This window comes from Microbispora sp. NPDC046933, assembly GCF_040644635.1.
In the GTDB taxonomy this organism is placed as follows: Bacteria; Actinomycetota; Actinomycetes; order Streptosporangiales; family Streptosporangiaceae; genus Microbispora.
This window is the reverse complement of sequence record NZ_JBEYWW010000011.1, coordinates 95,682-114,778: the sequence shown is the minus strand read 5'-3', so window position 1 is coordinate 114,778 and position 19,097 is coordinate 95,682. Positions and strand designations below refer to the sequence as shown.

The 19,097-nt window shown below is 72.6% G+C and carries 18 protein-coding genes; 12 read left to right on the top strand and 6 right to left on the bottom strand.

Annotated features, from left to right (window positions below; translation table 11 throughout):
• Positions 1–50: 50 nt before the first annotated feature.
• A complete protein-coding gene (locus ABZ857_RS16920) occupies positions 51–839 on the top strand; it encodes an IclR family transcriptional regulator (protein ID WP_357043804.1) in 789 nt (262 codons plus the stop codon).
• A 25-nt stretch (positions 840–864) separates the two neighbouring features.
• Here the strand turns inward: ABZ857_RS16920 and ABZ857_RS16915 are convergent, their stop codons facing one another.
• Positions 865–1,863, bottom strand: coding sequence for a LuxR C-terminal-related transcriptional regulator (locus tag ABZ857_RS16915; protein ID WP_357043802.1), 999 nt, complete (start codon positions 1,861–1,863; stop codon positions 865–867).
• A gap of 151 nt (positions 1,864–2,014) precedes the next feature.
• On the opposite strand from ABZ857_RS16915, the gene ABZ857_RS16910 reads away from it, so the two are divergent.
• Positions 2,015–4,963 (top strand): S8 family serine peptidase, encoded by a 2,949-nt coding sequence (locus ABZ857_RS16910; RefSeq protein WP_357043800.1) that lies wholly within the window; start codon positions 2,015–2,017, stop codon positions 4,961–4,963.
• Between the two features lie 176 nt (positions 4,964–5,139).
• Positions 5,140–5,520, top strand: a complete 381-nt coding sequence (locus ABZ857_RS16905; RefSeq protein ID WP_357043798.1) for a helix-turn-helix transcriptional regulator — start codon at positions 5,140–5,142, stop codon at positions 5,518–5,520.
• 3 nt (positions 5,521–5,523) lie between these two features.
• Here ABZ857_RS16905 and ABZ857_RS16900 read toward each other — a convergent pair whose 3' ends face one another.
• Entirely contained in the window at positions 5,524–6,114 is a 591-nt protein-coding gene (locus ABZ857_RS16900; RefSeq protein ID WP_357043796.1) for an ATP-dependent Clp protease proteolytic subunit, read from the bottom strand.
• Complete coding sequence (locus tag ABZ857_RS16895) at positions 6,111–6,719, bottom strand: ATP-dependent Clp protease proteolytic subunit (RefSeq protein ID WP_357043794.1); 609 nt, start codon at positions 6,717–6,719, stop codon at positions 6,111–6,113. The genes ABZ857_RS16900 and ABZ857_RS16895 overlap by 4 nt, the downstream gene beginning before the upstream one ends.
• Positions 6,720–6,887: 168 nt before the next feature.
• Here ABZ857_RS16895 and ABZ857_RS16890 point away from each other — a divergent pair, with 168 nt between their 5' ends.
• From ABZ857_RS16890 to ABZ857_RS16850, 9 genes are all read left to right on the top strand, one after another.
• The gene (locus tag ABZ857_RS16890; protein ID WP_357043792.1) at positions 6,888–7,448 is read left to right on the top strand and encodes a quercetin 2,3-dioxygenase; all 561 of its coding nucleotides are present in this window, start codon (positions 6,888–6,890) and stop codon (positions 7,446–7,448) included.
• A 2-nt stretch (positions 7,449–7,450) separates the two neighbouring features.
• Positions 7,451–8,350 (top strand): alpha/beta hydrolase, encoded by a 900-nt coding sequence (locus tag ABZ857_RS16885; protein ID WP_357043790.1) that lies wholly within the window; start codon positions 7,451–7,453, stop codon positions 8,348–8,350.
• A gap of 44 nt (positions 8,351–8,394) precedes the next feature.
• Positions 8,395–9,279 carry a dioxygenase gene (locus ABZ857_RS16880; RefSeq protein ID WP_357043789.1) on the top strand — a complete coding sequence of 295 codons (885 nt, stop codon included), beginning with the start codon at positions 8,395–8,397 and terminating at the stop codon, positions 9,277–9,279.
• Complete coding sequence (locus ABZ857_RS16875; protein WP_357043787.1) at positions 9,276–10,109, top strand: fumarylacetoacetate hydrolase family protein; 834 nt, start codon at positions 9,276–9,278, stop codon at positions 10,107–10,109. Before ABZ857_RS16880 ends, ABZ857_RS16875 begins: the two co-directional genes overlap by 4 nt.
• Positions 10,106–11,707 carry an FAD-dependent monooxygenase gene (locus ABZ857_RS16870; protein ID WP_357043785.1) on the top strand — a complete coding sequence of 534 codons (1,602 nt, stop codon included), beginning with the start codon at positions 10,106–10,108 and terminating at the stop codon, positions 11,705–11,707. Before ABZ857_RS16875 ends, ABZ857_RS16870 begins: the two co-directional genes overlap by 4 nt.
• Positions 11,708–11,826: 119 nt before the next feature.
• Complete coding sequence (locus tag ABZ857_RS16865; RefSeq protein WP_357043783.1) at positions 11,827–12,102, top strand: StsA-related sactipeptide RiPP; 276 nt, start codon at positions 11,827–11,829, stop codon at positions 12,100–12,102.
• 84 nt (positions 12,103–12,186) lie between these two features.
• Complete coding sequence (gene stsB / locus ABZ857_RS16860) at positions 12,187–13,650, top strand: StsB family radical SAM/SPASM domain sactipeptide maturase (RefSeq protein WP_357043781.1); 1,464 nt, start codon at positions 12,187–12,189, stop codon at positions 13,648–13,650.
• A gap of 11 nt (positions 13,651–13,661) precedes the next feature.
• The gene (locus tag ABZ857_RS16855; RefSeq protein ID WP_357043779.1) at positions 13,662–13,973 is read left to right on the top strand and encodes a PqqD family protein; all 312 of its coding nucleotides are present in this window, start codon (positions 13,662–13,664) and stop codon (positions 13,971–13,973) included.
• 67 nt (positions 13,974–14,040) lie between these two features.
• Positions 14,041–15,450: an FAD-dependent monooxygenase gene (locus tag ABZ857_RS16850; RefSeq protein ID WP_357043777.1), complete on the top strand. Its 1,410-nt coding sequence runs from the start codon at positions 14,041–14,043 to the stop codon at positions 15,448–15,450.
• 280 nt (positions 15,451–15,730) lie between these two features.
• Here the strand turns inward: ABZ857_RS16850 and ABZ857_RS16845 are convergent, their stop codons facing one another.
• The 3 genes from ABZ857_RS16845 to ABZ857_RS16835 all read right to left on the bottom strand — a co-directional run bounded on the left by ABZ857_RS16845 (position 15,731) and on the right by ABZ857_RS16835 (position 18,934).
• On the bottom strand, positions 15,731–16,333 hold the full coding sequence (locus ABZ857_RS16845) for a hypothetical protein (RefSeq protein ID WP_357043775.1): 603 nt from the start codon (positions 16,331–16,333) through the stop codon (positions 15,731–15,733).
• Between the two features lie 308 nt (positions 16,334–16,641).
• Positions 16,642–17,676 carry a methyltransferase gene (locus ABZ857_RS16840; RefSeq protein ID WP_357043773.1) on the bottom strand — a complete coding sequence of 345 codons (1,035 nt, stop codon included), beginning with the start codon at positions 17,674–17,676 and terminating at the stop codon, positions 16,642–16,644.
• Entirely contained in the window at positions 17,669–18,934 is a 1,266-nt protein-coding gene (locus ABZ857_RS16835) for a cytochrome P450 (RefSeq protein WP_357043772.1), read from the bottom strand. Before ABZ857_RS16835 ends, ABZ857_RS16840 begins: the two co-directional genes overlap by 8 nt.
• Positions 18,935–19,097 lie beyond the last annotated feature (163 nt).

Sequence of the window (19,097 nt, the reverse complement as noted above, 5' to 3'; positions counted from 1 at the left end):
TACATTGCCAACAGGCCAGACGAGCGTCGAGTGGGGAAGCGGGCATTCTCATGAGCGGTCCGGGCGCACCCGCGCACCGGGTCAGGGGCAGCCGGCCGCCGCACGGCGAGCCGGTGGTCGACCGGGCGCTGTCCCTGCTCGCGGCCTTCGACTCCGGGCACCGCTCCCTGACGCTCGCCGAGCTGAGCAGGCGCAGCGGGATTCCGGCGAGCTCGGCGCTGCGCCTGGCCCAGCGGCTGGTGGCGTGGGGCGCGCTGGAACGGGCGGACGACGGCCGCTTCTCGATCGGGCTGCGCCTGTGGGAGGTCGCCTCGCTCGCGCCTCGCGGCCAGGGGCTGCGGCAGGTCGCGATGCCCTACATGGGCGATCTGGCGGAGGCGACCCGCCAGCACGTGCTGCTCGCCGTACGCGAGGGTGACGAGGCGGTGCTGGTCGAGAGGCTCTCGGCGCACCAGGCGATGCCGGTGCTCTACCGCGTCGGCGGCCGGCTTCCCCTGCACTCCACGGGAGTGGGCCTCGTGCTGCTGGCCTTCGCCGAACCCGGCTTCCAGGAGGAGATCCTCGCCCGGCCGCTCGTGCACGAGCCGGAGCGGGCCCCGGTCTCCCCCGCCGAGCTGCGGCGGACGCTGGCCGAGGTGCGGCGGGAGGGGCTGGCCACGGTCCGCCGCCGCGCTCCCGAGCCGCTGGTCACCGTGGCGGCGCCCGTGTTCGCCGCCGGGGGCCGGATCGCGGCCGCGTTGTCCGTGGTCGTGCCGGAGGAGCACGCCGAACCGCGGCTGCTCGGGCCTGCCGTGCGGACCGCGGCGCGCTCGATCTCTCGAGGGCTCGGCGCCCACTGACGACTTCGCTCGCCCGGGCGGCGGATCAGAGCCAGCCGCGGGCGGCGGCCTCCGCGCCGGCCTGGAAACGGGTCGTCACGCCGAGCCGCTCCAGGACGGCGGCGATCTTGCGGGTGGCCGTCCTGGGGCTCACGCCCAGGTGCCGGCCGATGGCCTCGTCCTTGAGCCCGGCGTTCAGCAGTCGCAGCACGAGCAGGTCCTCCTCGGCCGGCCGTTCCTCGGCCACATGCGGAAGCCCCGCCAGCGGCCGCCCGCGCTCCCAGTAGGCGTCGAACAGCTCCACGAGCGCGTCAAGGAGACGCGAGGGGTGGAGCAGGGCGATGTTGTCGTAGACCCCGTCCACCAGCGGGAACAGCCCGATCTTGCGGTCGGCGATGCGCAGCTTGAACGGCAGGTGCGCGACGAACCGGGACCGCTCCCCCTCTTCCGCCAGCCGTATCAGGGTCTCCAGGCGGCCGGGGCGGTCGAGGGATTCGGGACAGTAGACCACGCGGATGTCCACCCCGCGCGCCAGGAGTTGCCGGGTGCCCGCCAGCTCCGACTCGTTGGTGTCCGCCGAGTCGTCGGGGCGGCCCACATATGGAGGCCGGTCGAAGCCGAGCAGTTCCACGCCGACCGTCCGCTGCAACTCGCTCATGACCCGCTTGACGGCCTCTTCTCCGGCCAGGACCTCCACGACCCCCGCCTGGGCGGCCCCGAGCCTGCCGGAGTGGTAGAGCTGGGCGAAGTCCGAGACGACGGTTCTGACCGCGGCGAGCCGCGCCTCGGTCTCCAGGCGCCGCCGGTCCACCAGCCATTCGATCGCCGCCTCCGGGGGCACCGCCTCGTAGCGGCCGGGTGCGGCACGGCGCAGCAGCCCGGCGCCGGCCAGGCGGGCAAGGGCGGGACGCACCCTGGCCGGACCAACGCCCAGCTCGGCCGCCAGGTCCGCCGTCCGCGCGCCGGGCCGGCGCAGCACGAGCCGGTACAGCCGCTCGTCGAAGTCCGTGACGCCCACCGCGCCGAGCACGGACCGATCCCCCACGGAGCACCTGCCGAAATGTCGCTTTTGGTCATGTGGCCGAAAATGTCAGCACTATATCTCGACAGGGATCTCCACAAGGCGTTTGACTCCGTTGCGGCCCTCCGGTGATCCTCCCCGGACGGCGACACAGGCTCATCCCCCTTGAGGAGCAATGTCCCGCAACACCCGCGTTCACCGCGCATTGACGCTGGCCGCCGCGCTGGCGGTCACCGCCGCCGCTCCGGGCATCGCACAGCCGGCCGCCGCCGCGGCACCGCCCGCGACCGCCGCCACCCCGTACATCGTCACCCTGGCCGAGCCGCCGCTGGCCACCTACGACGGCGGCGCGCAAGGTATCGCGCCCACCAAGGGCGGCAAGGGCAGGAAGGTCGACACCACCAGCGCCAACGCCAAGCGTTACCGCGAGCGCCTGACCAGGCGGCAGGACGAGGTCGCCCGCGGCGTCGGCGCGACTGCCACGGCCCACCACGCGGTCGCCTCCAACAGCTTCACCGCCGAGCTCACTGCGGCCCAGGCGCTGCGGCTGCACGCGACGAAGGGCGTGGTCTCCGTCGTCCCTGACACCCTGCACAAGGCGCTGGACGACCGCGTCTCCACCGACTTTCTCCGCCTGTCCGGCGACCGCGGGCTGTGGGCCGGGCTGGGCGGCGCGGACAAGGCAGGTAAGGGCGTCGTCGTCGGTGTCATCGACACCGGTATCTGGCCGGAGAACCCCTCCTTCGCCGGCCCTGCTCTCGGCACGGAGCCACCCACGGACGCGGCGCCGTACCGGCCCTATCTCAAGGACGGGGTCACGGTCATGAAGAAGGCCGACGGCTCCACGTTCACGGGGCTGTGCCAGACCGGCGAGGAGTTCACCGCGAACCTGTGCAACCAGAAAGTGATCAGCGCCCGGTACTTCGCCGAGCAGTGGATGAAGGGCAACCCGCCCGACAAGCGCGCCGACTACATCTCCCCGCGCGACGCGCAGGGCCACGGCTCGCACACCGCCGGCACCGCGGCGGGCGGCAAGGACGTCCCCGCCGCCGCGAACGGCATCGACTTCGGCACGATCTCCGGCGTCGCGCCCGGCGCGGCCATCGCCGTCTACAAGGCGCTCTGGCAGGGCAAGGACGGCGGGACGACGGGCGGTTACACCAGCGACCTCGTCGCGGCCGTCGACCAGGCCGTCGCCGACGGCGTCGATGTGATCAACTATTCGATCGGCAGCAGTGTGGGGGAGTCCGCGATCGACGACCCGATCCAGCTCGCCTTCCTCGCCGCCGCCCAGGCCGGCATCTTCGTCTCGACCGCCGGCGGCAACTCCGGCCCCGATCCCTCCACCCTGGACAACACGGCGCCGTGGACGACGACGGTCGCGGCCGGCACCATCGCGCCCTACCAGGGCGAGGTGCGGCTCGGCGACGGCACCGCCTACCGCGGCACCAGCACCACGGTCGTCGCGCCGCTGGGCCCGAAGCCGCTGGTCACCGCCGTGTCGGTGAAGGCCGGCACCGCCTCCGACTCCGACGCGCAGGTCTGCGCGGCCGGCTCGCTCGACCCGGCCAAGGCCGCAGAAAAGATCGTCTACTGCGTGCGCGGCACCACCGCCCGCGTGGACAAGTCGGCCGAGGTCAAGCGGGCCGGGGGCGCCGGCATGGTGCTGGGCAACCCGTCCGACCAGGACACCGACGCCGACCTGCACGCCGTACCGACCGTGCACGTCAACGCCCCGGACGCGGACAAGATCGCGGCGTACGCGGCCACCGCGGGCGCGACGGCCACCCTGCTCCCGGCCTCCGCGGACGGGGTGCCGTATCCGGAGGTCGCGAGCTTCTCCTCGCGCGGCCCCGCGCTGTCCGCCAAGGGCGACCTGCTCAAGCCGGACATCACCGCGCCGGGCTCGGCGATCCTGGCCGCCGTGGCGCCCCCCGGCAACGCCGGCAAGAACTTCGATTTCTACTCCGGCACCTCGATGGCCACTCCGCACATCGCCGGCCTGGCCGCCCTCTACCTCGGCCGGCACCCGCTCCTGTCCCCCATGGCGATCAAGTCGGCGATGATGACGACCGCCTACGACACGAAGACCCCGAACGTCTTCGCCCAGGGCGCCGGTCACGTCGACCCGGCCCGCATGCTCGACCCCGGCCTGGTCTACGACGCCGGCGCCGAGGACTGGTACGGCTTCCTGGAGGGCCTGGGCGTCGCGACCGGCACCGGTGTGAACCCCCTGGCCGCCTCCGACCTGAACTATCCGACGATCTCCGTGAGCGAACTCTTCGGCTCCCGTACGGTAACCCGCCAGGTCACCGCCGTCACGCCGGGCGTCTACAAGGCCTCCATCGAGCTGCCCGGCTACAAGACCAAGGTCAAGCCGTCCACACTGGTCTTCAAGAAGGCGGGCGAGACCAAGGACTTCACCGTCACCGTGGAGATACTCCCGGAGACCACCGCGGCCACCGCCATCGGCACGCTCACCTGGACCGGGGCGGGCACGAGCGTGCGCAGCGCGATCGTGGCCACCCCGCTGAGCGCCAGGGCGCCCGCCGAGGTGAAGGGCACCGGCGCCGACGGCTCGGTGACCTTCGAGGTGACCCCGGGGCTGAAGAAGTTCCCGATCACCCCGTACGGGCCGGTATCGGCGGACGAGGCGCCGGGCAGCGTCAGCGACACCGAGGTGTGGGGCCGCGAGGTCCCGGTCACGATCCCCGAGGGCGCCAAGGCCGCCGCCTTCAAGATCACCGGCATCGACCCCGAGGCTCGGGTGGGCGGGATGCTCTTCTACGACGGCAACGGCACGCGCGAGTTCGAGTCGTGGGTGTTCGACCTGGACGGCGACAACCGCGGGGTGCTGAGCAACCCGCGGCCCGGCAGGCACACTCTGGTCGTGCTCAGCCTCGGGGACCTGCCCGGCACCACATCCACGGCGTTCACCACCCAGGTCAACGTCGTGACCGGGAACGACGCGCGCGGCGCGCTCACCGTCACGCCGGCCAAGCCGAAGGTGACCGCCGGCACGCCGTTCTCGCTGACCGCGTCCTGGACGGGGGCGGCGCAGCGCACGAACACCGGCTACATCGAGTATCCCAACGGCACAGGGACGATCGTCACGATCAACTGATCCGGTTCCGCGCCGCCCCCGGTGACGTCCTTTCGCGGTCGTCGCCGGGGGCACGCGCTTTCCTGCCTCCGAAGGCGCCGGGTCACTCGCTCCGTCGCCACGGCGAGCCGCGACCCCGCTCATCTGTCCGCGAACAGACGGTCCGCCGGAGGTCCGGACGTGCCAGACTGCCAGGCATGGCAGCATCGGGCCGATCAGTGGTCGTCGACATCCGGACGCGCCGGGCCGGCAAGGAGCCTGGCCCGGCGATCCCCGACGGCCCGGACCCGTTGCTGCGCACGGTGTACGGGGAGATCCTCCGCGACGAACGGCTGGACCAGGACCGCACGCTCGACGACGTGGCGCGTGCGGTGGGCATGTCGAAGCAGTATCTGTCGGAGGTCGAGCGCGGCCGCAAAGAGCCGTCGTCGGAGATGCTGCATTCGGTGTGCGACGCGCTCGGTCTGCCGATCGAGCAGCTGCTCACCCGTGCCGTCCGGCGGATCACGGCGTCGCGCCGGATCGCGACGCGCGGATCGTCCGCCGGTACGCCACGGGTGCTGCTGCTGGCGGCGTGAGCGCTACTCGCGGGTCATGATCAGCTCGTCGGCGAGGCCGTACTCGACGGCCTCGCGAGCGCTGAAGATGCGGTCCCTGTCGGTGTCCTCGCGCAGCCGGGCGACGTCCACGCCGGTGTGGAGGCTGAGGATCTCCTCGGTCTGCGCGCGCACGCGCATCACCTCGGCCGCCTGCAGGGTCAGGTCGGAGATCGTGCCCTGCCCCTGCGTGGACGGCTGGTGCAGCAGCACGCGGGAGTGGCCGAGCATGAACCGCCGTCCGGGGGCGCCCGCGGCGAACAGCACCGCGGCAGCGGAGGCGGCCTGGCCCATGCAGTACGTCGCGACCTTCGCGCGGATGAACTGCATGGTGTCGTAGATCGCGAGCATCGCGGTCGACGAGCCGCCCGGGGAGTTGATGTACAGGTTGATCTCCTGGTCCGGGCTCTCCGCCTCCAGGTGCAGCAACTGTGCCATCACGACGTTGGCGACGCCGTCGTCGATCTCGGTTCCGAGGAAGATGATGCGCTCGTTGAGCAGCCGGCTGAAGATGTCGAACGACCGCTCCCCCACCGGGGTCTTCTCGACCACGTACGGGATCGTGTACTGGCTCATGACGAGAACCCCATCCGGTTGGGAACGGCGTACGGCGCGATGCTGTGGAAGGAGTCGACGATCGTGTCGATGATCCCGTAGTCGCGGGCCTGCTCCGGGGTGAACCATCGGTCCCGGTCGCTGTCGGCGGCGATCTCCTCGATCGTGCGTCCCGTCTCCGCGGCGAGGATCTCCTCGGACTGCCGCTTCATGTACTGGAGGTTCTCGGCCTGGATGGAAATGTCGATCGCCGTGCCGCCGATGCCGGCCGACGGCTGGTGCATCATGATCCGGCTGTGCGCGAGGCTGATCCGCTTGCCGTGGGTGCCGGACGCCAGCAGCACCTGACCCATGCTCGCCGCCATCCCCAGCGCGACGGTGACCACGTCGTTCGGCACCAGCTTCATCGTGTCGTAGATGGCCAGCCCGGCCAGCACCGACCCTCCGGGCGAATTGATGTACAGGATGATGTCGCGTTCGGAATCCGCCGAGGCCAGCAACACCATCTCGGCGCAGGCCCGCTCGGCCATCTCGTCGTCGACCTCTCCGGTCAGCAGCAGGGTCCGTTGCTGGAACAGCTTCTCGTTCAGCCGATCCCGGTAACTCGTGCTCGGTGAAACACTCATGGCGCAGTTGTATCCGCCGCTGCCCCGCGACCTGTCGATATGTCTGCTGAGGGCAGACGGGTGGTACGCCGTGATGAGAAGGCCTGCCGTTCAATGGCAGGCGCCTGGCGGCCCGCGGCCGGGGTGGCGCATCATCGGCCAGTCCGTCCACGCCGAGTTGGAGACGCGATGAGCTTCGAATATCTGGCCGATCCCGAAAGCGGCCCGCGGTGGAAGGGAATCCTGCCTGGCGCCCCCGAGGCGTTCTTCCTCAGGCGCGGCGAGGGCGAGCGGGCGCTGCTTTTCACCGACCTGTTCACCGTGCTGCTCAGCGGCGACGAGACCGAGGGCCAGTTCGGGATCTTCACGATGGACGCGCCGAAGGGCAGGCTCATCCCGGCGCACACCCACCACGACACCCACGAGACCTTCTACGTCGTGGAGGGCAAGGTGCGCGTCCACGTCCAGGACCGCGACGGGACGAAGACCTCGCGGCTGCTGACCCCCGGCGACTTCGGCTTCGTCCCGGCCGGGCTGGCACACGCCTACCAGGTCGAGGAGCGGGCCCGCGTGCTCGGCGTGGCGACCGGCGGCTTCGAGCGGTTCTTCCAGCAGATGGGCACGCCCACCGACCACGCCACACTGGACCAGCCGCCGTTCGTGCCCGATTTCCCGCGCATGCAGGCGGCGGCGCGGGCGCACACCATGGACTTCCTGCCCGACCTCGCCTGGCCGGAGGCCGGGGAGTGACCGTGCGGCTCCCTCCGCCCGCCCACGAGGCGCCGCTGCCGCCCGCCCGCGCGGGCGCGTACGGCACGCGCGTCCTGCCGGGCGTGCCGTACGCCGCGATTCCCGGGGTGCGGCCGCTCGAGATGGACCTGGTGCTGCCGCCGGGGACCGAGGAACTCGTTCCCTGCGTGGTCTTCCTGCACGGAGGCGGATGGCGGGCGGGCGGCCGCCGCTCGATGGGCCCGGCCTTCGAGGGCGCCGAGCCCACGCCGTTCGAGCTGGTCGCGCGCGCGGGCATCGCCGTGGCCAGCGCCGACTACCGGCTCTCGGGCGAGGCCGTGTGGCCCGCGCAGGTGCACGACGTGAAGGCCGCGGTGCGCTGGCTGCGCGCACGCGGCGGCGAGCTGGGGATCGACCCGGATCGGATCGCGGCCTGGGGCGAGTCGGCGGGCGGCCACCTGGCCGCGCTGCTCGGCCTCACCGCCGAGAATCCCGCGCTTGAGGGCGGCGTCGGCGTGACGGGGCCGTCCAGCGCGGTGGCCGCCGTCGCCGCGTGGTACGCGCCGAGCGACCTGCGCACGGTCGCGGCCGGCGTCGGCGCCGACCTGGCGGACCCCGCGTCGCGGGAGGCGCTGCTGCTCGGGGCTCCCGTGCCGTCCGTCCCGGACGCGGCGGCCCAGGCGAGCCCGGTCAGCCACGTCTCCCCCGGCGCACCGCCGTTCCTGCTGCTGCACGGCCGGGCCGACCGGATGATCGCGTGCGCGCAGACCGAGCGGCTGAGCGAGGAGTTGCGCGGCGCCGGCGCCGAGGTGGACCTGCATGTCTACGACGACGCGGACCACATGTGGCTCGGCGCCCCCGAGGCGGCCCGCGACGCGCTCGACCGGACGATCGCGTTCCTCCGAACACGGCTCCACGCCTGAGCGATTTAGAGCGCCTCCCTTCTTCCCGACGACAGGAGATCCGCATGACCGATGAGGACGGCGTCCGGGAGGACCGTCTCGACGCCCTGCTGACCGCCGTGCTCGGCCAGATCGGCGGAGCCGACCCTCGGCTGCGCGAGCTGACGACCTCGCTGGTCCGGCACCTGCACGCGTTCGTCCGGGAGACCCGGCCGACCGAGGACGAGTGGCTGACCGGCATCGACTTCCTCGTCCGCACCGGGCACACCTGCACTGATCGGCGCAACGAGTTCATCCTGCTGTCGGACATGCTCGGCCTCACCTCAGCGGTCGACGAGGTCAACCACGCCGGCCCGGCCGAGGCGACGCCGTCCTCCGTCGAGGGCCCCTTCCACGCCCCCGCTCCCCGGCGCGAGAACGGCGCGTGGATCGCCGAGGGCCCCGAGCGCCGCCGGGGTCAGGCCATGGTGGTGCGCGGTCGGGTCACCGACACCGGCGGGACACCGATCGAGGGGGCCAGCGTCGACATCTGGCAGGCCGACGACGCCGGGCACTACGACAGCCAGGACCCGGCCCAGCCGCCCGGCAACCTGCGCGGGCTGTTCACCACCGGGGCCGACGGCGCGTACTGGTTCCGCAGCGTCGTGCCCTCCAGCTACCCGGTGCCCACCGACGGCCCGGTCGGCGGGCTGCTGCGCGCGCTCGGCCGCCATCCGATGCGCCCGGCCCACATCCACTACCGCGTGGAAGCGCCGGGACACCGGCCGGTGACCACGCACGTCTTCGTCGCCGGTGACGAATACCTGGACTCCGACGCCGCGTTCGCCGTCAAGGAGGAACTGATCGTGACGCCCGTCATGCGCCGGGAGGGCGAGTCCTACGGCCTGGACGGCCCGTTCGCCGATTTCGTGTTCGACGTGCGGCTCGTCCCGCTGGAGGTGGCTCTGTGAAACTCGTCGGCATTCGCGACGGACGGCGGGTGGACGTCGCCGTCCAGATCGGCGACCGGGTCACCCCGATCGCCGAGGTCGGCGACTTCTACGCCGGCCTCGATCACTGGCTGCCGCAGGCCCGCCGTACGGACACCGGGCTGCTCCCGGTCGCGCACGTCGACCTCGCCCCGCCGGTGCCGCCGTCGGCCCGGGTGGTCTGCATCGGGCTCAACTACCGGGCGCACGCGGCCGAGGGCGGCTTCACCCCGCCCGCGCATCCGACCGTCTTCGGCCGCTGGGTGGCGTCCCTCACGGCGGGCGGGACGCCCGCCCCGGTGCCGGCCGGCGAGCCCGGCCTGGACTGGGAGGGCGAGGTCGCCGCCGTCGTGGGGCGGCGGCTGACCGACGCCGACGAAACGGCCGCCGCGGCGGCCGTGCTCGGCTACGCCGCCTTCAACGACCTCACCGCACGCACCGCGCAGAAGCTCACCGCGCAGTGGACGCTGGGCAAGAACGCCGACCGCAGCGGGCCCATGGGCCCGCTGGTCACCGCCGACGAGGTCGGCGACCTGGCCGACGGGCTGCGCGTGCGCACCCGGGTCAACGGCGAGACCGTCCAGGACGGGAACACGCGCGACATGATCTTCAGCGTCGGTGAGCTGCTGTCGCGGATCAGCCGTACGTTCACCCTCGAACCGGGCGACGTGCTCGCCACCGGCACGCCCGAGGGCGTGGGCTACGTGCGCAAGCCGCCGCGCTTCCTGCGGCCGGGGGACGTGGTCGAGGTGGAGATCGACCGGCTCGGGGTGCTGCGCACGCCCATCGTCGGCTCCGATCAGCGGCCGTGAACGTCCCCGTCCTCGTCGCGGGCGGCGGGCCGAGCGGCCTGGCCGCCGCCGTCGAGCTGGGGCGGCGCAGCGTCGAGGTGCTCGTCGTCGAGCCCCGGGTCACGCTGGACATGCTGCGCCCGCGCGCGAAGACCACCAGCGTCCGCACGATGGAGCACCTGCGCCGCTGGGGCCTGGCCGACCGGCTGCGCGCCGCCTGCCCGCTGCCGGTCGCGCACGCGCAGGACGTCGTCTTCTGCACCGGCCTGTTCGGGCACGAGATCACCCGCTTCCGCGAGGCGTTCGGCCTGACGACCTCCCGGCGCGAGGAGTACGCCGAGGCGGGACAGCAGGCGCCTCAACCGCTGGTCGAGCGGGTGCTGCGCGAGGCCGCCGCCGAACTGCCGGCCGTACGGCTGCTCACCGGATGGCGGGTCGCCGGGATCGCCGACGGTGACGACGAGGTCCGGGCCGTGATCGAGGGCCCGGGCGGGGAGACCCGGCGCGTCACCGCCCGCTACCTGCTCGGCTGCGACGGCGGCGGCGGTGTCAGCCGCGCCGCGATCGGAGCGAGGTACGAGGGGTCCTCCGGCACGCTGCCCAACCTGAGCGTCACCTTCCGCAGCCGGGCGCTGCGGGAGCGGCCGTTGTGCGCGGTCGGCGTGCACTACTGGGTGATCGGCGCCGAGCGCGGCGGGCTCATGGGCCGCCTCGACCTCGACGGCACCTGGTGGGCGATCGTGCAGGGTGTGGACCCGGCCGCCGAGCCGGCCGACCCGGCCCGGCTGGTGCGGGCCCTCGCGGGCGCCGACATCGACGTCGAGGTGCTGGCGACCGACCCCTGGTCGGCGCGCATGCTGCTGGCCGACCGCTACCGCGGGCGGCGGGTCTTCCTGGTCGGCGACGCCGCCCACCTCAACCCGCCGTGGGGCGGGCACGGCTTCAACACCTGTATCGGGGACGCGGTGAACATCGGCTGGAAGCTCGCCGCCGTAGTCGGAGGCTGGGCGCCGGAGTCGCTGCTCGGCAGCTACGAGCCGGAGCGCCGCCCGGTCGCCGAGCGGACGATCGCGGCCGCCGCCGAGCAGGAGGCGTTCCTCGCGCCGTCGTTCGCCGCCGGGGACCTGCACCACCCGGTCGCGGGCAGGCCGCTGCGCGACGAACTCGCCCGCCGTCTGGTCGTCAAGGACACCGAGTTCCACAGCCTGGGGCTGGTGCTGGGCTACGACTATCCGGACTCCCCCGTCGTGGTCCCGGACGGCCGACCGGTGCCCGCGCCCGTGCTGGCGGCCTACACCCCGTCGGCGCATCCCGGCGCCCGGCTGCCGCACGCCTGGCTGCCGGACGGCCGTTCGCTCTACGACGCGCTCGGCGACGGGTTCACCCTGCTCCGCCTGACCGCGGACGCGGACACCCGCGCGACGGCTGACGCCGCGGCCCGCCGCCGGGCGCCCTTGGACGTGCTCGACCTGTCCGCGCTCCCGAAGCTGGCGGAGCGCTACGGCGCCGCCCTGGTGCTGGTGCGGCCCGACCAGCACGTCGCCTGGCGCGGCGACCGCGTCGAGGAGCCGGACGCCCTGCTGGCCCGGGTGCTCGGGGGCGGCGTCCCCGCGGCCTGACGAGCCTCGCCGCCGCACCGGCACCGCGGCTAGCCCACGTTTGTGGGGTTGTCTCACCCACTTCCCACCAGCACATACTCGGTTTACACCGCATTCCCGTCAGACAGAGAGGTGAAGGCATGGCCTTCGATCCGAGGGAAGCTCTGCGTGAAGCCGGCATCCTGAACAGCCCGCTGGCCGCCGAGGTCGAGGAGGCGTTCGCCACCTTGACCCGGGAGGAAGTCGACCTGCTCATCTCGCTCAAGGACAAGCTCCCCGCCGCGCTGCCCGGCGTGCTGGCGCACGCCGGCGCCGGCGGCGAGTGGTCCCGGCCCGAGGTCGAGGCCCACACCGTGCCGGTCCAGGGCCAGTGCCTGTGCGGGGCCTGGTCGGGCTCCGGGTCCGGAGCGGACTAGTCAGAACGGTTCGCGGGTGCGGCTCCGGCCGCGCGTCGCCCACAGAGTCTGGGGCCGCACCTGCGGCTGAGAGCCTGAAGGGGAATGATGCCTGGGAAACTCGCCCGGAACCGCTCGTTGATCGACGTACCGGCAGACCTGACCTACTTCGTACACGGTGAGAAGTACCTGGTCGTCAACCCGCAGGTGGGCGGCCGGTGTGTCCTCGACGCACGCGAGTTCGCCGTCCTGGCGGCCCTGGCCCGTCCCCGGGCGGGCGGGGAGCCGACCCTCCTCGACGAGACCGACGAGACCGATCGGACCCTCGCCAAGCTGATCCTGAACTGCATCGTCTACTACAACGGGAACCGGCCGAAGCTCTCCATCAAGGAGCCGGCGCTCCGCCAGGTGTATTACGCGATCACCGACGGCTGCAACCTCCGCTGCCCGTACTGCTACGCCTCCTCCGAGAAGTGCCTCCCCGGGGAGCTCACCACCGCCGAATCGCTCGACCTGGTCTCCCAGGTCGCCGCCTTCGGGGCGAAGACCATGATCTTCACCGGCGGCGAGCCCATGCTCCGCAAGGACCTGTTCCAGATCGTGGAGCACGCCAACGACAGCGGGCTGACGTCGAACATCGTCACCAACGCCACGATGATCAGGAAGCCCGCGCAGGCCAAGCGGTTCGCCGAGCTGTTCGGCATGGTCACGGTGAGCGTCGACGGCGGCACGGCCGAGACCCACGACCGCACGCGCGGCGCCGGATCCTTCGCCCGGACCTACCGGGCCCTGCAACTGCTCAACGAGGCCGGTGTGGTGCCGCGGATCAACCACATCGTCACCTCCGACAACGTCGAGGAGCTGGAGGACTTCGCGAGGTTCGCCGAGGGGCTCGAGGTCCACAGCATCCGGCTGATGTACCACAACGACCTGGGCCGGGGCGAGTCCGACGAGTACGACTTCGGCTGGGAAGACCACATGCGGATCCAGCAGATCACCTGGACGTCTCCGGCCGCCGGCAAGCTGCTGCCGGACGGCCCGAGGCCGATCACGCCGTGCTCGGTGAAGGCCAACTGCGGGATGGGCGGCAACGAGATCTACGTCAACTCGCTGGGCGACGTGTATCCGTGCAAGCTCGTCACCGGACGGTCGCACCACGCGGGCAACGTGCGGCGGCAGCCCCTGTCGGAGATCTTCGCCGGGCCGCTCCTGCGCGGGATGCGCACCAGCACCGTGCTCGGCGGCGACTACCACGCCGACTGCGCGAAGTGCTACATCAAGGCGTCCTGCGGCGGCGGATGCCGGGCCGCGCACATGGCCGAGTCCAGGGACCTGCGGCGCAACAGCCGCCACCAGTGCCGCATCCTGCGGCACGGCATCGCCACGCAGCTGTGGCTGGAGGCCGGGGTCACTCCGTCGGAGCTCGCCGCGAACGACCGCGAGATGACGACGCCCCGCCTGGTCGTCAACGGCGACGTCCACCCCGTCTTCGACGACTGGAAGACCTACGTTCCCCCCTCGCCCGGCGCCGTCAGGGTCGGCGAGTTGCTTCCCATCACGCCGGTATAGAGGAGGTCAGTGTGTCACTGCGGATCAGCGAGGCCGTGATCTGGCAGGAGACCGGGGAGGGCGTCTCGCTCTACAACACCGAGACGGGCGACTTCCACAGCCTGAACGACACGGGCTCCAGGATATGGAGGCTGGTGGCGAGCGACGGCGAGCGGGAGCCGGTCATGTTCAAGCTGTCCCGCGAGTTCGCCGGCAGCAACTCCGCGATGAGCAGGCGCATCGTGGCGGACGTCCAGGAGTTCATCGGCAGCATGATCGAGCAGGGCCTGATCGAGGAGTTCCCGGCCGAGGAGCCCGCGGTCAGGGAGGAGTCGCTGTCGTGACGCGTCCGCCGGCCCCGCGTCCGCCGGTCCCGCGTCCGCCGGCCCCGCGTCCGCCGAGCCTCCGCCGATGAGCAGGGCGGTCGTCCTGGGCGGGGGCTTCGCGGGCGTGCTCGCCGCCGCCGTGCTCGTGCGGCACGCGGACGAGGTCGTGGTGGTCGAGGGTGATTCCTACCCGTCCGATCCCCGCCCGCGGCGGGGGCTGCCCCAGTCGCACCACAGTCACGTGCTCGTGGCCGGCGGCGCGCGGGCGCTGGACGCGTTGCTCCCGGGAACGGTCGACGCCCTCCTCGCGAACGGCGCGCATCTGCGCGGCCTTCCCGGCGACGCCCTCATCTACTCCGCCGACGGCTGGTTCCGGCGTCTCCGCACCGAGGCCCACCTGATCTCGTGCACCCGGGGGCTGCTTGACCAGGTCGTGCGGCGGCGGGCGCTCGGCGGCGGCGACGTCGCCGTCTGGGAGGGCACGCGCGCGCTCGGGCTCATCGGAGACGGAACCAGGATCACCGGCGTCTCGGTCAGCCGGCAGGGCGCCCCGCGCGAGACCGTACGCGCGGACCTCGTCGTCGACGCGACGGGACGCAGGTCGAAGTCGCCCCGCTGGCTCGCCGAGATCGGCGCTCAGGAGATCGAGGAGGTGGCCGTCTCCACCGGCCTGGCCTACGCGACGCGCCTCTACCAGGCGCCCCGCGACCTGGCCGCGGCGATCCCGGCGATCATGGTGCACCCGGGGACGGCGAAGGGACAGCCGGCCCGGGGGGCGACGCTCTTCCCCGTCGAGGGCGGCCGGTGGATCGTCACGCTCACCGGCACCCGGGGCGGTGAGCCGCCGACGGACGAGCAGGGGTTCGCGGCCTTCGCACGCTCGCTGCGCGACCCCGTCGTGGCCGACCTCATGGCGGAGGCAACCCCCCTCGGCGTCGTCCGGCCGTACCGCGACACCGTCAACAGGAGGCGGTTCTTCGAGCGGGCGCGGCTGCCCGCCGGCTTCGCCGCGATCGGCGACGCGGCCGTCGCGGTGAACCCCGTCCATTCGCACGGGATGTCGGTCGCCGCGCTCGGCGCGCGCCGGCTGGACGAGGAGCTCGCACGGCACGGAATCGGGCCGTCCCTGTTCGCCGGACTCCAGGCCGCCCTCGCGGCGGAGGCGGAGCGGTCCTGGCGGATGGCGGTCGAGCAGGACGGAGAGCGGGCCGGGAAGCAGCCTGGCCACGGCATGGTGCCGCGACGGGAGCCGAACGCGTTCGAGCGCGAGATTCGCACCCGCCTGGCCCAGGCGAAGCTGAGCAGCCCGCGGCTCGCCGCCCAGTTCTTCGGCGCCCAGACGTTGATCTCCGACGACACCGCGATGGACAGGTCGGAGGTCGCCCGGGTGCTGACCGGGCGGCCGGAGCCCCTCCTCACCAGTGCGGAGGCGATCGGGCAGTACCCCGCCCTGGCCGCGTGGTGGCACGCGCGCTTCGCCGCCGCGACCGGCTGAAACCCCCTGAATCCCGACGCCCGCTCTGCCGGCGAGCCGGCTCCGTGTTTGTGGGAGGCCACGTCCCAACCTGCACCTGGTCCGGTGGCTCATCGGCGAGATCCTGTACCGCTGATGGGATGGCGCTGGGCGGGGCCGCCGCCGTCGCGCGGTCGCACTCCCGCTCCTGATCGGCGACAGTCCGTCATGGTCGTCAGTTCCCCCGCCATGACGCGGTTCGTCCCCGGCGCCCTCGCCGTCGTACCGGTCATCCGGCTCGACGACCCGTCCGCAAGGGCGGCTATTCGTCGCCCTTGTTTTCGCTCCGGAGCTCCTCGTACATGTCCCTGCACTGCTCGGTGTCCATGTCGTCGGGAGCACACAGCCGCACGTCGAGGTAGAGATCGACGGTGCGCTGCCGGCCCGCCGAGGTGTAGGTGACGCGAACGCCTTCGGCCCGTGCTGTACGGTCGCCGGTCTTCCCGTACTGCAGACCGAGCTCCGTGAGGAGTCCGTCGTGGTCCATGTTGCTGCAGGGCGTGGTCACGGCGGGACTGCGCGCCGGGAATTCGAGCTCGGTCAGAGGCTGCTCGGCGTTGCCGAGCATGGCACGTGTACGGCTCTGCAGCCGGGAGGAGAACGCCTGCAGGACTATGCCGCCACTCGGCCTGACCAGGTCGACCTTGTCGATGGTGACCGAACCCGGCCGATCAAGGCACATCACCCACCCTCCCAGGGAGTAGGGCCGACGGGCCACGGTGTCGGGCAGGATGACACCGATTGAGGCGGTCTCACCCGTTTCGGGGTCTTCGTTGAGGAGTAGCCGCGGGCCCCCACCCGCACAGCCGGCTGTCATGACCACGATGATGACGGCCGGCAGGATCCGGCGAATGAGGGCATGCATGGCAGAACTCCTTACCCCGATCGACTGGTCTCAGTACTTGTGCGCTTCGGCGATACGCGAGGCGCCGTCGAGCCAGCCCAATGAAGGCGATGCCCAGCTGGTGGTCCTCCCCGGACGACTTGGTGATCTTCGCCTTGGCGCCACTTCAGCCGTGCCACGCGCCTCCGTGACACAGCCTTCGCGGACGAGGCGGCCAACATCGGGAGCCACGTCGGCACTCTCGTTGGCCAGGAGCCGTCCGCGACAGGGGCGTCCGGACCGACCGGCGGGTGCGGGCCGGCGCGGCATCAAGCGGCCCGGAGCGGGGCTCAGGCCGGCTTCGCGACGAGGACCCGGATCTCCGAGCCTCCCAGCGGCGGCGTGACCTCGGCCGGCTCGAAGCCGGCCGCGACGAACAGGTCCCTGAACTCGGTCATGCCGCGTTCCCGGCCGCCGGTGTAGACGAGCATGGCGATGTCGCTCATGACGGCCCCGGCCGCCTCCGGCGTGCCGAGGCCGTACGGCATCACCGGCTCCAGCACGAGCAGGCGGCCGTCCGCCGCGATCGACCTGCGGCAACTGCGCAGGAGAGCGATGCAGCGCCGGTCGTCCCAGTCGTGCAGGACACCCTTCACCAGCATGACGTCGCCCTCGGGCACGCCCTCGAAGAAGTCGCCGGCCTCGATCGAGCACCGGTCGGACAGCCCCGCCCGCCGGAACTCCTCGGCGGCGCCGGCGACCCCCTCGGCGGTGTCGAACAGGATCCCCTTGACGCCCGGGGTGGCGGCCAGCACCGCGGCCAGCAGCGAGCCGTTCCCGCCGCCGACGTCGACCACGGTGTGGGCTCCGGTGAAGTCGTACCCCCTGGGGAGCGCGGGCGCGATCCGCTCGGTGCCCTCGCGCATCGCCCTGTTGAACACCGCCGACAGCTCCGGGTGGCGGGCGAGGTGGTCGAACAGCGGCCTGCCGTGCACGTGGTCCCACGCCGCCTCACCGGTCCGCACGCTGTGGGTCAGCGCCCCCCACGCCTGCCACGTGGCGGGGTCGCCGAGCAGCAGGAGGCTGGAGCGCATCGACCACGGGTGGTCGGCACGCAACGGCTGCCCCTGCTCGGTCAGCCCGAACCACCCGGGCTCCCCCTCTTCCGCCACGCCCAGCACCACCAGCGCGCGCAGCAGCCGGCCCAGCGCGTGCGGGTCCGACCCGGTCGACTCCGCGAGCCGCGGCACCGGTACGGCCCCCTCCGCCAGCAGGTCCGGCACGCCGAGCCGGACGGCCGCGTAGAGGATCTGCGAGGACGCGTAGCCGAAGGCCATCCGGGACAGGTTCGCGTACCCCGCGAAGCCCCGCGGTCGGTTACTCATGGGCCGGCTCCTTTCGGCGTCCGACAGGTGTCCGGCGCGTGCGCAGCCGCAGGGGCAGGCGGCGTACGCCGTGCAGGAACAGGTCGGGCGTCCACTCCAGGTCGGTGGGATCGACGGCCAGGGCGATCCCGGGGAAACGGCGCACCAGCGCGCCGACGGCGGCCGCGGCCTGCAGCCGCGCAAGCGCCGCGCCGAGGCAGAAGTGGGCGCCGTGGCCGAAGCCCAGGTGGCGGTTCGGGCTGCGGCCGATGTCGAAGACGTCCGGCCGGGGGAAGACCGCCGGGTCGCGGTTGGCCGCGAGCAGCACCGGCACCACGATGTCACCACGGGGGATCACGGTGCCGCCGATCTCGACGTCGGCGAGGGCGTACAACGGCCGGGAGTGCCCGACCGGGCCGTTGTATCGCAGCGCCTCCTCGACCATCGAGCCGATCAGCTCGGGACGCGCGCGCAGCCGCTCCAGCTGGCGGGGGTGCCGCAGCAGCTCCAGCACGCCGTTCCCGATCAGGTTGACCGTCGTCTCGTCCCCGGCGAGCAGCAGCTGGAACACGCTGGAGATCAGTTCCATGCGGCTGATCCCGCCCGCCCGCTCCGCCTCGGCGAGCCGGGACAGCAGGTCCTCCCCCGGGCGCGCCCGCCGCTCGTCGATCCTCTCGTTGGCGTACGCCATGAACTCCAGGCCGGCGCGGCGCACCCGGAACGGGTCCCCGCTGCCCACGATCTCGTCGCTCCACCCGCGCAGCCGGGCCCGGTCCTCGAAGGGAAGGCCGAGCAGCTCGGCGACGACCAGGATCGGCAGCGGCAACGCCAGGTCCCTGATCAGGTCGGCCTCGCCTCCGGCGTCCGCCATCCCGTCCACCAGCTCGCCGGCGACCCGGTCGACGTGCCGTTCCAGCACGGCCACCGTACGGACACCGAAGGCCGGCGCCATCAGCCTGCGTATCCGGGTGTGGTCGGGCGGATCGAGGTGGAACACGTTGCGCCGCAGCATGGCCAGCGGGTCGCGGCTCTCCGCCCTGCGGTGCGGCGCGGCGAGATCGGGGGGCAGCCGGTCGAGCTGACGCCCGACGTCCGGGTCGAGCAGCGCGCGCTGCACATCGGCGTACCGCGTCAGATACCACAGCACCCGGCCGCTCGCCGGGCTCACGTACCGGTAGACCGGCGCGTGCTCGCGCATGCGATGGAACAGCGGGTGGGGGTTCGGACGATGCCGCGCGGCCGCCGGGTCGAACGGCTGCTTGAGCGTGGTCGCGGTCATGACCCTCTCCTCACGGGACGCGCCGGCGATCCGGGACACAGCACAGCCGTCCAGCCGGGGCCCACCACTCCGCTCACTCGCCGGCTCACCGCTCGGCTCATGGTCGCGCTCCCCTCCTCACTCGCTACGCGGGCGGCCTCGTCCCTCAGCCCACCACTCCGCT